The following is a 13,247-nucleotide window of genomic DNA, read 5'->3' on the forward strand; positions in this document are numbered from 1 at the left end:
CGCATGAATGATGTTGTTCAACAACTAATTTTACACATTCAAGCTTTAATGCAAAATTATACTTGACTTTTCTTTCCATAAAAATACCCCCAAATAGTGTCTAACTTTTTGGGGGCAGTGCATTTGCAGGGCTTTTTGATTATAATATAATCATTATAGATTCTCAAAAAAATCATTCCCTTTATCATCGGTAATGATAAAAGCAGGGAAATCCTTGATGGTAATTTTCCGAACAGCTTCCATTCCGAGTTCTTCAAAATCAACTACTTCAACAGAAAGAATATTTTCTTTGGCTAAAATCGCTGCTGGTCCGCCAACAGATCCTAAATAGAATCCGCCGTATTTGTTACAGGCATTTTTTACATCTGCCGAACGGTTTCCTTTGGCCAGCATAATCATACTTCCGCCAGCCGCCTGGAATTCGTCAACATACACGTCCATACGTCCGGCTGTTGTTGGTCCAAAACTTCCTGAAGGCATTCCTTCTGGTGTTTTTGCCGGTCCGGCGTAATAAACAGGATGGTTTTTAAAATACTCCGGCATCGGTTTTCCGGCATCCAGCAATTCTTTTATTTTGGCATGGGCAATATCACGTGCTACAATTAGTGTGCCGTTCAGTTTCAATCGGGTCTTAATCGGGTATTTGGATAACTCAGCCAATACTTCTTTCATTGGTCTGTTCAGATTGATTTCAATAGGATCTTCCAAATGAGGTGCGGTTTCCGGTAAGAATTGCTTAGGATTTTGCTCCAATTGTTCTACGAAAACACCGTCTTTGGTGATTTTCCCTTTAATATTTCTATCTGCCGAACAGGATACTCCTAATCCGACTGGACAGGAAGCAGCATGGCGCGGCAAACGAATAACACGGACGTCGTGGGTAAAATATTTTCCGCCAAATTGCGCTCCGATAGCACTTTCCTGACAAATTTCCTGAACTCGTTTTTCCCACTCTAAATCACGGAAAGCCTGGCCTCCCATATTTCCTGAAGTTGGTAAATGATCAAAATAACCTGCTGATGCTTTTTTTACGGCAGCTAAGTTCGCTTCCGCAGAAGTTCCTCCAATGACTAAAGCCAAATGGTACGGTGGGCAAGCCGAAGTTCCTAAATCTTTTATTTTTTCACGGACGAATTCGTCCATTGATTTGTCGTTTAATAACGATTTTGTTTTTTGGTATAAAAAAGTTTTGTTAGCAGAACCTCCTCCTTTGGCTAAAAATAAAAACTCATAAGAATTTCCTTTTTTGGCATAAATATCAATCTGCGCCGGAAGGTTAGATCCCGAATTTTTCTCTTCAAACATCGAAATCGGAACAATTTGTGAATAACGCAAATTTCTTTCCTGATAGGTATTGAAAATCCCTTTGGATAACCATTCGGCATCATCGGCTCCGGTGTATATGCCTTCTCCCTTTTTTGCCATTACGATAGCTGTTCCGGTATCTTGGCAGGAAGGTAATTCGCCTTCCACGGCTACGACCGCATTTTGCAAAAGATTGTAGGCTACAAACCGATCATTGTCTGTGGCTTCTGGATCGTCTAAAATAGCTTTTAGTTTCTTCAGATGCGAAGTCCGTAACATAAAAGAAACATCTTTCATGGCTTCCTGAGACATTAATTCCAATGCTTTTGGATCTACAGTCAGAATTTCACGATCTCCCAGTTTTTCCATTTTTACGAAATCGGAAGTAATTTTTCGGTATTGTGTATCGTCTTTTAAAATAGGATACGGGTCTTGGTATATAAAATCCATCAGAGTGTAATAATTTTGGTTGGCAAAGATAGTAAATAATAAGAAAAGCCTGTTTGAAAGGCTTTTACATTATTGAAACAAATCAGGTTGCGCTATTTTTTAATTAATTTTTTTACCACTTCAGACTGCCCGAATTCCAGTTTTTCAATGAAAGGCAATGCTGTTTCCGGGAAATTCGTCCAAGGGTTGGCGCCCAGATATAATTCTTTAAGGTTAACTAAATTAACAATTTCCTGCGGCAATGTCCGGAATTGGTTTTCATCCAGATCCAATACGGTAAGATTGGTCAGTTTGCCAATATCTGCCGAAAGTTTTCTCAGCTGGTTTTTATCAAGAACCAGACTGTTCAGGCTCGTAAGGGTCATAACTTCCGAAGGGATGGCTTGAAGCATGTTGTTTTTAAGATTCAAATCGGTCAGATTGGTTAGGTTACCAATTTCAACAGGCAATGCACCAATGGCATTTTTCTCCAGATTTAAAACCTTTATTTTGCTTAGTTGCCCTATTTCAGTTGGTATTTCTTTGATCTTGTTGTCAAATAAAATCAGATCGGTCAGGTTAACCAAATTGCCAATTTCAACAGGAAGAACATCGATTTTATTATAACTTAAATTCAGTTTTCTCAGCTTGCCAAGTTTTCCAAGAGAGATCGTAACAGCTTCAATTTTATTCTTCTGGATTTCAATTTTTTCCAAACTGGTGATTTTGGTGATTTCCAATGGAAAACGCAGAAATAAATTATTGTTCAGGTACAATTCTTTCAGCTTGGTCAACTTACTTATTTCAATCGGCAAAGACTGAAGGTCATTGTAGTTTAACCAAAGCTTCTCAAGATTTACAAAACGTCCGATTTCTACCGGCAGTTTGGTAAGACTTCTGTTGTTCAAATTAAGTTCCTTGTATTTTTCAGGATTTGAACAATTCATAATGTCGTTCATTGTACGGCTTTCCGCTTCTTGTGCATTTGCTGATAAGAACGCACAACTTACGAGTACAATTGCAAGTGTTTTTTGTAGGCTAATCATAGGTAATTATTTGGGGCGATAAAAATAACAATCTTTCACAAATAAAGAAATCATATTTCAAAAACTATTCAAATGACTTTTAAATTTATGTAAAATTAATTGGAGAGGCAAGGCAAATAATTCCCTTTGCCTGCGTCCTCTTTAAATTTTAAAAAAACCAGCTTGCTATAAAAATAGCAGTAATCACACATATTAAATCTACCAAAAGCATCGTGGTAAGTGTATAACGGGTGTTTTTAACATTGATGGATCCAAAGTAAACCGCAATAACATAAAAGGTAGTTTCAGCGCTGCATTGGAAAATACAACTCAACCTTCCCGTAAATGAATCCGGTCCGAAATTACGCATGGCATCTATCATAAAACCACGTGAACCACCGGAACTGAATGGTCTGAGCATGGCAACTGGTAAAGAATCGGTGATTTGTTTACTCACTCCGATATTTGAAAAAAGGAAGGAAATTCCATTGCTGATAATTTCAAATAAGCCACTATTTCGGAAAAAGGAAATAGCCACTAACATACCCATAACATAAGGGAAAATGGTAACTCCTGTTTTTAAACCATTGTTGGCTCCTGTAACAAAAGCATCAAAAATAGTGGTGTTCTTTTCTGTGAATTTTTTCTCCTGAAAGAAAGAAAACAGTAAGGTAAAGGCAATGATAGCTACCAGCATCAAACCGGAAAGGTTAGAAGTGAAAAAGTTTTTGCCAATCAGATCCAAATGATTAATATAAAACAGCAAGCCTACAATAGCTGCAACCAGAGTAATTAAAGCAACCACAAGGGAAGCACTTTTAAAATTGACCTTCTGTTTGATCCCGACGATTAAAAAAGCGGCAATAGTACCTACAAAAGAAGTGATGATGCATGGCAACATAACATCTGCAGGGTTGCTGGCATTTTGGGCAGCGCGATAACCAATGATAGAAGTCGGTATTAGTGTTAATCCGGCAGCATGCAGGCACATAAACATAATTTGGGCGTCACTGGCTTTGTCTTTATCCGGATTCAATTCCTGTAAACTTTGCATTGCTTTCAATCCAAAAGGAGTGGCAGCAGAATCTAAACCCAGAAAGTTAGCCGCAAAATTCAATGTCATATAAGAAATGGATTCATGGTTTTTAGGTACTGTTGGGAAAATTTTCAAAAACATCGGGCTCAATTTTTTTGCTAATTTTTCCGAAGCACCGGAGTCGATTAATAATTGCATGATGCCACAGAAAAACGCCAGATAGGCAATCAATGGAATAATCAAATCAAGAAGACTGTTTTTACAGGTGGGCAAAAGGCCGTCAGATTTTTGTATACCGCTGTATATTTTTACTGTTTTGTTACTGAAAACGTAAGTGGTATCAGGGTTTGAAAGATCGGTATTTAGGATAAAGGTTTTTTCAGGGGCTTTATCAATGCTGTCTTTAATAAAAACAGGCAGTTGATTCATGTATTTTTCGGAAATTAAAACAGGATCGTCCTTTTTTCCATTTAATATAAAATCAATAGTATAAGTATTGCCTACGAACAAGCTGATTATAACAAATACAATTGAAGAAATAAAAATAGCCAGCCAAAATCTACTTAATACCATAAATCTGTTTTTTTCGTAAATGTAACATTTATAGCATTTGCAATGAAATAATTTTTTACAGCTCTTTTCCTGTTTTTCCTTAAATTCATTCCAATAAAATAATTTAACAAAAGAAATTTGAAACCAGCTAAAAAACAGAATATTACTGAATTACCGTATAAAAAACACATTATAATCATAAAATGTTAAGTAAACCATTAAAAAACAGATACATATTAGTAAATTAATTTGCGTCTTAACAATTAATAAGGTCATAAAAATGTATATTTGGCGCACTTAACTAACATAATGACTTGAGAATGAAAAAATTTTATTTTTTAAGTGTTGTTTTTTTGGCATCATCACTGTCTGTTTTCGCTCAAACTAAGGAAGAAGCGAAGAGAATCACAGAGAATTATGATCTAAAAAAAATTAAAGCACAAAAAGAATTTTATCTTAAAAAAGGTGAAATAGAAAAGAAAAATGCCATTGAAAAGGCTAAAATCAACAACTGGCCTTTAACTGTTAAAAGTAAAAACGGTGGTTTTATGGAGTTGATGAAACTGACCCCAGACGGTTTCCCATTGTATTATTCTACAGACAACGCTAATGCGGCAAAATCAACCAGAGCAAATCATTTAAATACCGGAGGAAGTCTTGGCTTGACTTTAAACGGACAAGGACTGGTTGCCAGAGTATGGGATGGAGGAACTGTTAGGCGAACTCATAACTTATTTACGAATCGTGTAACTACAGTTGACGATGTTGCCGGGACAACTTATGTGGCTCACGCTACCCACGTTACCGGAACTATTATGGCTACAAATACAGCTTCTGCTACCAAAGGGATGGCATGGCAGGCTGATGCTAGAACGTTTAACTGGACAAATGACTCTGCTGAGGCATTGGATGAAGTGCAGGGAGGAATGTTAATTTCAAACCATTCTTACGGAGTGCCAATTATCAGTGGAACTGGCGTTCCGCTTTCACCATGGTATATTGGAACATATTCTGCGGAATCGTACGAATGGGACGATGTGGCTTATTTGTCGCCGTACTATTTAATGGTTGTATCTGCAGGGAATAATGGTTTAGACGATAATACTGATCCAGCTGCTTTTGGTTTTGATAAATTAACAGGAAATAAAGTTTCTAAAAACAATCTTGTTGTTGCAAATGCTGAAGATGCTTCAGTAGATGTTAATGGAAACTTAACAGCTCCTGTTGAAATTAACTCATCAAGTAGCCAAGGACCGGCTGATGATAGAAGAATCAAACCGGATATTACAGGTAACGGAACAGCGGTTTTATCATGTAATAGTACTAGTAACACTGCAACAACTACAATGACCGGGACTTCTATGGCGAGTCCTAATGTTGCCGGAACTATATTATTGCTTCAACAGCATTATAAAAATTTGACGAACAATTTTATGAAAGCGGCTACCTTAAAAGGATTGGCTTGCCATACTGCTGATGAAGCTGGAAATGTTGGTCCGGATGCTGTTTTTGGATGGGGATTGCTAAATGCAAAAAAAGCAGCTCAAACATTAACGGGTAATGGTTTAACGAGCTGGGTTTCGGAAGAAGTCTTAAACCAAGGACAAACATATACTATGAATGTTAAGTCAGATGGAGTTAATCCTTTAATGGCATCAATTACATGGACTGATGTACCGGGTGTAGTAAACGCTGGTGAAAGACCAATAAATGATGCAACTCCTGCTTTAGTCAATGATTTAGATATCAGAGTAACGAGAAATGCAACAACTTATTTTCCATGGAAATTAGATGCAGATGTTACGGCAGAAGCTATCAGAACGGGAGACAATAATGTAGATAATGTTGAACAGGTTAAAATTGATGCTCCAGTTGCTGGTGATTATACAATTACCATCACTCATAAAGGAATTCTTCAAGGCGGAACGAAGCAGAATTACTCATTAGTAGTTACGGGAATAACATCTTCTTTTTCATTAAACTCTACATCTTCAGATTTGACAGTTTGTTCGACACAAAATGCTGTGTATACATTTGCATACAAACAAACTGGAGTAGGAACAACAAACTTTAGTGCTGTTGGATTACCAGCTGGAGCAAATGCAGTATTTAGCCCAACTTCTTTAAATGCAAACGGAAATGTTTCGATGACCATCTCAGGATTGTCAGGTATCGTTCCTGGAGAATATAACGTTGGTATTTTAGGAAACAATGGGACAGAAACAGAAACCAGATACAGAGTATTAAAAGTTTATAACAGTACTTTCCAACCTACTGTTTTGAATACACCTGCTAATGGGCAAACTGGAGTTTCAACATCAGTTATATTAAAATGGGCTAATAATGCTAATGCAGAAACTTTTAATGTTCAGGTTGCAACAGACTCTAATTTTACAAATATAATTGCAAATGCTACTCAAACTGAAAACTCATTTCAGTTATCAGGCTTAAATCAATCAGCCTATTATTATTGGAGAGTAACTCCTTCAAACAGATGTGGAAACGGACTTCCTGCAGCAGCCACGGTGAGAAATTTCCAGACAGGAGTTTTAACTTGCGGGTTCAACTTTACAGCAACGGATTTCAGTAACGCAACAATTGCCACAACAGCTGATGCATCAGCAACAGTTCCAGTAACTGTTACAGGAGGATTAACAGTTGGGGATTTAAACGTAAATCTAAATATTACGCATACGTATATTCAGGATATGACAATATTCCTTCAAGGGCCGGCTTCTATTGGAAGTCCTATTGTGTATCTTTTCAGGGAAGCTTGCGGAGACAATGACAATATTAATTGTGTTGTTGATGATTCAGGATTGGCTCCTGCATGTTCAGGAAATCCTTCAGTTTCAGGAAACGTAATACCTAACGAGCCTTTAGGTAATCTTAACGGATTAGTGGCTGATGGTATCTGGACTTTACACGTTGAAGATCCGTACAATGGTGACGGTGGAGTTGTGAATGGTTTCGGATTGAGTATTTGTAAAGTATCTCCATCACTTGGTGTAAACGAAAATGAAATTGTAGGATTGAAAGTTTACCCGAATCCAACAAAAGGAACAATAAGTATTGATTTAGGGGAAAATCTTGAGGAAAGCGTAACAACACTTTCTTTCCATGATATTCAAGGAAGACAGATTTTTACTAAAAAAGTTAGTTTTACAACAGGAAATGTAAACATTGATCATTTACAAAATGGAGTTTATTTGCTTACGGTAGAAAACGGAAGTAAAAAAGCAACAAAGAAAATTGTTTTGAATAAATAATATTTAAAAGAATTAATAAAAAAAGGGCATCGATTTACGGTGCCTTTTTTTATCTAAATATGAATAATCTCATCATCAATTAAGAGTCCCTCTCTTCTAAAACGCAGCAAAACCTGAGCTACTGCAATAACATCTTTTTCGCAATAGGTTATGATCCTGTCAATGTCTTTTTCAACATAAAAAGTATATCCCACCTGACTGCCGTCGATATCATCTTTTGGTGAAGGAATGCCAAGCACTTTGGTTAATAGTTTTAGTGAAGTGAAGGTTTTATAATCACCGAATTTCCATAATTCCATAGTATCCAGATGAGGAATTTCCCAAGGCTTCTTCCCAAACAAATTCAATTTTTGAGGGATTACTACGCTGTTGATAATCATGCGTCGGGCAATAAACGGAAAGTCGAATTCTTTGGCATTATGCCCGCATAAAATATGTTGGGGCTGATTGAAGTGATTGTTAATCAGATTGCTGAAATCTTTTAGGATTTTCTCTTCTGTGCCAAAAAAAGAGGTAACCCTAAAATTCCGGATATCTCTTTTGATGGTGAAATAGCCTGCCGAAATGCAGACAATTTTGCCAAATTCTGCCCAAATTCCGGCACGGTCATAAAATTCTTCAGGAGTGTAATCGTCTTTGCGCTGGTATTGGGTTTTTTGTTCCCAAAGATACTGTAAATCCTGATCTAGGTGGGTGTAGTTTTCTTGTTCAGGAACCGTTTCTATATCTAAAAACAGGATGTTTTCCAGTTGGATTTTTTCTATCATTTTCTAATCATTTTGGCGGTTAAGCTACGAATGTAAAGAATTGAAACGAAACTAAGGAATCCGGTTTAAACTATTTTAAAACAAACTTTGCTGGGTTGTTGGATTTTCATGTTCCAACAGCCATTTTTTACGCCATAAACCACCGGCATAACCAGTAAGCGAACCGTCAGATCCAATAACGCGATGACAGGGAACAACGATCCATAAAGGATTTTTTCCATTGGCGGAAGCCACAGCCCGAATTGCTTTAACGTCACCTAGTTTTTTGGATAAATCCATATACGACATGGTTTTTCCAAAGGGAATTTTGAGTAATTCCTGCCAGACTTTTTGCTGAAAAGCGGTTCCTTTCGGATTGAGTTTAAAATTAAAATCAGTTCTTTTTCCGTCGAAATAATCTTGTAATTGTGTAACAGCTTCTTTGAGTTCCGAAGGAATTTTAGCAGTCACTTCTCCTTCCGATAAAACCGAAATAACTGAAATTCCATTTTCATCGCCTTCTATTTTTGTGATTCCTAAGGGAGAGTTTATAAACACTGTTTTCATAGGATAAATGTAATTATTTTACACAAAAAAAGCCATCCGGAGATGACTTAATTTTAGTTCAGATGACTCAGAATATAAGCTTCCAAAGCTTTTTGCTCTTCCAGAGGAAGGTTTTTGGTTATGGCAAAGTTCGTTTTCATAACTTCAAACTGGCTGGGATCTACCAGAGGTTCTGCATCGCCTTGTAGAAACTCAACAATGTTTCCGCCTTTTGCTTTGTAAATCTTGGCAATGTCTTTCAAACTTGGACCAATTGTTTTGGTCTCCGGTTTGTGACAGGTATAGCAAACTCCCTTTCCATCAAATATTTCCTGTCCCAGTTGTTGAGGTGTTTGAATTGTTTCGGTTTCCGGATATAATGATTCTTTTTCTTTTTTTTCGTTTTGACAGGATACCAGTGTCAATATGAAAAAAACAATAGCAATTCTTTTCATTTTATTTGTTCATTAAAATAGCGGCTTCTTTTGCAAAATAGGTTGAGATAAGACTTGCGCCGGCACGTTTAATACACATTAGCTGTTCCATCATGATTTTATCATGGTCTAACCATCCTCTTTCGGCGGCGGCCTTAATCATTGCATATTCACCAGACACATGAAAAACCGTCACAGGAACATGTACTGCATTTTTCACTTCACGAACAATATCCAGATAGGCAATACCCGGTTTTACCATCACCATATCAGCGCCTTCTTCCACATCTGATAAAGCCTCTTTAATAGCTTCGATGCGGTTGGCATAATCCATTTGGTACGTTTTTTTATCCTTAGGAATTTCAGTAGCATCTACAGGTGCGCTGTCTAAGGCATCACGGAAAGGACCGTAAAAAGCAGAAGCATATTTAGCAGAATAACTCATAATTCCCACATTATGGAAACCGGCAGCGTCTAATCCTTGACGCAATCGCAATACACGACCGTCCATCATATCACTCGGCGCCACAAAATCTGCACCTGCCTGAGCGTGGGAAACAGCCATTTTTACTAATGCCTCGTTGGTAGCATCATTAGCAATATCTCCATTTTCAATAATTCCGTCATGTCCATAAATAGAGTAAGGATCCAAAGCGACATCTGGCATTACAATCATTTCCGGACAAGCGGCTTTGATCGCTTTTATAGCTTGCTGCATCAATCCATTAGGATTCCAGGCTTCTTTGCCCGTATTGTCTTTTAGGTTTTCGCTTACTTTCACATAAATATTGACGGCCCGGATTCCTAAAGCATATATTTCTTTCACTTCATTTACCGTTAAATCAATGGAGCGTCGATAAATTCCAGGCATGGAAGAAATTTCCACTTGTACATTTTCTCCTTCTGCGATAAACATGGGAAACATAAAGTCAGATGGGCTTAGTGTTGTTTCACGAACCAAACTTCTAATGGATTCGTTTGTTCTTAATCTTCTACCTCTGTGTAATGGGAACATAATATTGTTGTTTTTGATAATTAAATCCAGTCTTTCGGATTCATTAAAATATGAACTAATCTTTCTTCTTCGCTGTCTTTTTCCGGATGATGATCGTAAACCCATTGCACATGAGGCGGCAAACTCATCAGGATACTCTCCATTCTTCCGTTGGTCTTCAATCCGAATAAAGTACCCTTGTCATGAACTAAATTGAATTCGACATAGCGGCCCCGACGAATTTCCTGCCAGGTTCTATTCTCTGGAGTATAAGGTATATTTTTTCTTTTTTCTACAATGGGAACATAGGCTTCCAGAAAACTATTGCCTACTTCCGAAACGAAATCGAACCAGTTTTCCATTGACATCTCTTCGGTTGCTTTGCAATGATCAAAAAACAATCCGCCAATACCTCTGGCTTCATAACGATGTGCATTCCAAAAATAAGTGTCACATTGTTTTTTAAACTTCGGATAAAATTCCGGATTGTGTTTGTCGCAGGCATTTTTACAGGTTTGATGAAAATGTCTGGCATCTTCTTCAAATAAATAATAAGGAGTTAAATCCTGTCCTCCTCCAAACCAGGAATTGATGGTGTTTCCTGGTTTATCATACATTTCAAAATAGCGCCAGTTGGCATGCACAGTTGGTACCATTGGGTTTTTAGGATGAATGACCAAACTCAGTCCACAGGCAAAAAAATCGACATCACCTACGTTAAAGTAAGTCTGCATGGCTTCCGGTAATTTACCGTGCACGGCAGAAATATTCACACCACCTTTTTCGATAACCGCACCATTTTCAATAACACGGGTTCTTCCTCCGCCACCTTCAGGACGTTCCCAGATGTCTTCTCGAAATTTCGCTTGACCATCAATAGCTTCTAATCCTGCAACGATTTGATCTTGTAGGTTTTGTATGTAGGTATAGAATTTATTTTTCATTGGATAATTCGTATAATTCCATGTCTAATGGTTCTTCATTGGTAGGAGTGAATTCATTTAGCAGTGTCGCTTTCCAAACAAAACCACAATTTTCAGCTACTTTTACACTTCCGAAATTCGCTTTATGAGATATAATTTGAAGTGTTTTTAATTCTAATTCTTCAAAAGCGAAGGTTGAAAGTTGTTTTACAGCAAAAGAGGTCAGTCCTTTTCCTTCGTGTTGCGAACCAATACAATAGGCAAATTCACCTTGCTTTTTGAACCAATCGATTTTTTTAATGATGATTAATCCACCAATTTTTAGAGATTCTTTTTCACGAATTGCAAACGTAAAATTGGTCTTTTCCTGAATCTCTTTTTCTTTTATGGAAATGTATTCGATTGATTTTTCCAATGACGAATTACTCGCAATCGTCTTTGGGAAATAATAACGTAGTCTTTCATTATTGTCAACAACAAACCGATGCAAATCAGTTGCATCGTGTTCAATTAAAGGACTAATGATAAAATCTTGTTCCATGCACGATAAGAAATTTAAACCTTGTTACACCATTGTCTTATTACAATAGGTTGATTTTTCAAAATCTTTAATATTAATTGAGATAATAGGAATGTCTGGAAACATGGATTTTAATTTAGAAACTATTTTTTTAGATAAGTTATTCTTTTGTTCCGTGGTTCTTCCTTCCATAATATAAGCAAAAACATGAATAAAACTATCCTTTTTACCTCCTACAATATAGTCGGTAAAAGGATTCAATCGAACTTTAACATCTCCTGTTGTAAACAAGCCCGTTTCTTCAGCAGTATTATATATTTCTTGAAGTATTTCTATGGGTTGTTTTAATAAAGGAATATCAGATGAACAATCTAGGATGAAATGTGGCATATTTTTTTATTTTTGATATTCTTTTACGGCTTCAATAAATGCTTTCGCATGATCTACAGGAATGTTAGGTAAAATTCCGTGACCTAAATTAACGATATAATTGTCTTTTCCGAATTCGTCAATCATTTCATGAACCATTTTTTTGATGGTTGGAATTGGTGATAATAATCTTGATGGATCGAAATTACCTTGTAGCGTAATTTTTCCGCCTGTTAAATAACGTGCGTTTCTTGCAGAACATGTCCAATCTACTCCTAATGCTGAAGCTTTTGATTTTGCCATATCATTCAAAGCAAACCAACATCCTTTTCCAAAAACAATTACTTTAGTGTCTTCTGCCAAAGCTTCTACAATTTGGTTGATGTATTTCCAAGAGAATTCCTGATAATCAACAGGAGATAACATGCCTCCCCAAGAGTCGAAAATCTGAACAGCATTTACCCCGGCTTTTACTTTTTCTTTCAAATATAAAATAGTAGTATCGGTGATTTTTTGCAATAAAGTATGCGCTGCTACAGGGTTTGAAAAACAAAATCCTTTTGCAACATCAAAACTTTTTGAACCTTTTCCTTCTACAGCATAACAAAAGATAGTCCATGGTGAACCAGCAAAACCAATTAACGGCACTTCATCATTCAGCATTTCTTTGGTCAATTTGATGGCGTCAAAAACATAACCCAACGTTTCATGAACATCTGGAACGAATGTTTTATTCACATCTTCCATAGAACGAATAGGGTTTGGAATAATTGGACCCAAATTGTCTTTCAATTCCACGTGAATTCCCATTGCACGCGGCACTACTAAAATATCTGAGAATAAAATTGCAGCATCTGGCTTTACAATTCGAATCGGTTGAACCGTAATTTCTGCTGCTAATTCTGGTGTTTCACAACGAGTAAAGAAATCGTACTTATCACGCAATGCTCTAAATTCTGGCAAATATCTACCTGCTTGACGCATCATCCAAACTGGAGGACGTTCTACTGTTTCGTTATTTAAGGCGCGTAAAAAAAGGTCGTTTTTAATCATATTTTCTTTTATAGTTGCAAAGGACTGAAGTTTCAGCGTTGCAAAG

General features: G+C 36.9%; 12 protein-coding genes. 1 reads left to right on the forward strand and 11 read right to left on the reverse strand.

Annotation, left to right across the window (positions count from 1 at the left end):
• Positions 1-153: 153 nt before the first annotated feature.
• The 3 genes from ACRDEC_RS12325 to ACRDEC_RS12335 all read right to left on the reverse strand — a co-directional run bounded on the left by ACRDEC_RS12325 (position 154) and on the right by ACRDEC_RS12335 (position 4,368).
• On the reverse strand, positions 154-1,755 hold the full coding sequence (locus tag ACRDEC_RS12325) for a fumarate hydratase (protein WP_431498657.1): 1,602 nt from the start codon (positions 1,753-1,755) through the stop codon (positions 154-156).
• A gap of 92 nt (positions 1,756-1,847) precedes the next feature.
• Positions 1,848-2,780 (reverse strand): leucine-rich repeat domain-containing protein, encoded by a 933-nt coding sequence (locus ACRDEC_RS12330; RefSeq protein ID WP_431498658.1) that lies wholly within the window; start codon positions 2,778-2,780, stop codon positions 1,848-1,850.
• Positions 2,781-2,928: 148 nt separating this feature from the next.
• The gene (locus tag ACRDEC_RS12335; RefSeq protein WP_431498659.1) at positions 2,929-4,368 is read right to left on the reverse strand and encodes a nucleoside recognition domain-containing protein; all 1,440 of its coding nucleotides are present in this window, start codon (positions 4,366-4,368) and stop codon (positions 2,929-2,931) included.
• Between the two features lie 299 nt (positions 4,369-4,667).
• Here ACRDEC_RS12335 and ACRDEC_RS12340 point away from each other — a divergent pair, with 299 nt between their 5' ends.
• Entirely contained in the window at positions 4,668-7,616 is a 2,949-nt protein-coding gene (locus ACRDEC_RS12340) for a S8 family serine peptidase (protein WP_431498660.1), read from the forward strand.
• Between the two features lie 53 nt (positions 7,617-7,669).
• Here ACRDEC_RS12340 and ACRDEC_RS12345 read toward each other — a convergent pair whose 3' ends face one another.
• The 8 genes from ACRDEC_RS12345 to hemE form a co-directional block, all read right to left on the reverse strand.
• The gene (locus ACRDEC_RS12345; protein ID WP_431498661.1) at positions 7,670-8,383 is read right to left on the reverse strand and encodes a 3'-5' exonuclease; all 714 of its coding nucleotides are present in this window, start codon (positions 8,381-8,383) and stop codon (positions 7,670-7,672) included.
• Positions 8,384-8,458: 75 nt separating this feature from the next.
• Positions 8,459-8,929 carry a methylated-DNA--[protein]-cysteine S-methyltransferase gene (locus tag ACRDEC_RS12350; protein WP_431498662.1) on the reverse strand — a complete coding sequence of 157 codons (471 nt, stop codon included), beginning with the start codon at positions 8,927-8,929 and terminating at the stop codon, positions 8,459-8,461.
• A gap of 53 nt (positions 8,930-8,982) precedes the next feature.
• On the reverse strand, positions 8,983-9,363 hold the full coding sequence (locus ACRDEC_RS12355; RefSeq protein WP_431498663.1) for a c-type cytochrome: 381 nt from the start codon (positions 9,361-9,363) through the stop codon (positions 8,983-8,985).
• A gap of 1 nt (position 9,364) precedes the next feature.
• Complete coding sequence (gene hemB / locus ACRDEC_RS12360; protein ID WP_431498664.1) at positions 9,365-10,357, reverse strand: porphobilinogen synthase; 993 nt, start codon at positions 10,355-10,357, stop codon at positions 9,365-9,367.
• Positions 10,358-10,377: 20 nt separating this feature from the next.
• The gene (gene hemF, locus ACRDEC_RS12365; protein ID WP_431498665.1) at positions 10,378-11,280 is read right to left on the reverse strand and encodes an oxygen-dependent coproporphyrinogen oxidase; all 903 of its coding nucleotides are present in this window, start codon (positions 11,278-11,280) and stop codon (positions 10,378-10,380) included.
• Positions 11,270-11,800 carry a GNAT family N-acetyltransferase gene (locus tag ACRDEC_RS12370; protein WP_431498666.1) on the reverse strand — a complete coding sequence of 177 codons (531 nt, stop codon included), beginning with the start codon at positions 11,798-11,800 and terminating at the stop codon, positions 11,270-11,272. Before ACRDEC_RS12370 ends, hemF begins: the two co-directional genes overlap by 11 nt.
• 24 nt (positions 11,801-11,824) lie before the next feature.
• A complete protein-coding gene (locus ACRDEC_RS12375) occupies positions 11,825-12,169 on the reverse strand; it encodes a 5-carboxymethyl-2-hydroxymuconate Delta-isomerase (protein WP_431498667.1) in 345 nt (114 codons plus the stop codon).
• 6 nt (positions 12,170-12,175) lie between these two features.
• Complete coding sequence (gene hemE / locus ACRDEC_RS12380) at positions 12,176-13,201, reverse strand: uroporphyrinogen decarboxylase (RefSeq protein WP_431498668.1); 1,026 nt, start codon at positions 13,199-13,201, stop codon at positions 12,176-12,178.
• Between the last annotated feature and the right edge of the window lie 46 nt (positions 13,202-13,247).

Source organism: Flavobacterium sp. (assembly GCF_050696275.1).
Lineage (GTDB): Bacteria > Bacteroidota > Bacteroidia > Flavobacteriales > Flavobacteriaceae > Flavobacterium.

Excerpts from the sequence above, each read along its gene's own strand:
- ACRDEC_RS12325 (WP_431498657.1), bottom strand. The coding sequence starts at position 1,755 with ATGGATTTTATATACCAAGACCCGTATCCTATTTTAAAAGACGATACA.
- ACRDEC_RS12330 (WP_431498658.1), bottom strand. The coding sequence starts at position 2,780 with ATGATTAGCCTACAAAAAACACTTGCAATTGTACTCGTAAGTTGTGCG.
- ACRDEC_RS12335 (WP_431498659.1), bottom strand. The coding sequence starts at position 4,368 with ATGGTATTAAGTAGATTTTGGCTGGCTATTTTTATTTCTTCAATTGTA.
- ACRDEC_RS12340 (WP_431498660.1), top strand. The coding sequence starts at position 4,668 with ATGAAAAAATTTTATTTTTTAAGTGTTGTTTTTTTGGCATCATCACTG.
- ACRDEC_RS12345 (WP_431498661.1), bottom strand. The coding sequence starts at position 8,383 with ATGATAGAAAAAATCCAACTGGAAAACATCCTGTTTTTAGATATAGAA.
- ACRDEC_RS12350 (WP_431498662.1), bottom strand. The coding sequence starts at position 8,929 with ATGAAAACAGTGTTTATAAACTCTCCCTTAGGAATCACAAAAATAGAA.
- ACRDEC_RS12355 (WP_431498663.1), bottom strand. The coding sequence starts at position 9,363 with ATGAAAAGAATTGCTATTGTTTTTTTCATATTGACACTGGTATCCTGT.
- hemB (WP_431498664.1), bottom strand. The coding sequence starts at position 10,357 with ATGTTCCCATTACACAGAGGTAGAAGATTAAGAACAAACGAATCCATT.
- hemF (WP_431498665.1), bottom strand. The coding sequence starts at position 11,280 with ATGAAAAATAAATTCTATACCTACATACAAAACCTACAAGATCAAATC.
- ACRDEC_RS12370 (WP_431498666.1), bottom strand. The coding sequence starts at position 11,800 with ATGGAACAAGATTTTATCATTAGTCCTTTAATTGAACACGATGCAACT.
- ACRDEC_RS12375 (WP_431498667.1), bottom strand. The coding sequence starts at position 12,169 with ATGCCACATTTCATCCTAGATTGTTCATCTGATATTCCTTTATTAAAA.
- hemE (WP_431498668.1), bottom strand. The coding sequence starts at position 13,201 with ATGATTAAAAACGACCTTTTTTTACGCGCCTTAAATAACGAAACAGTA.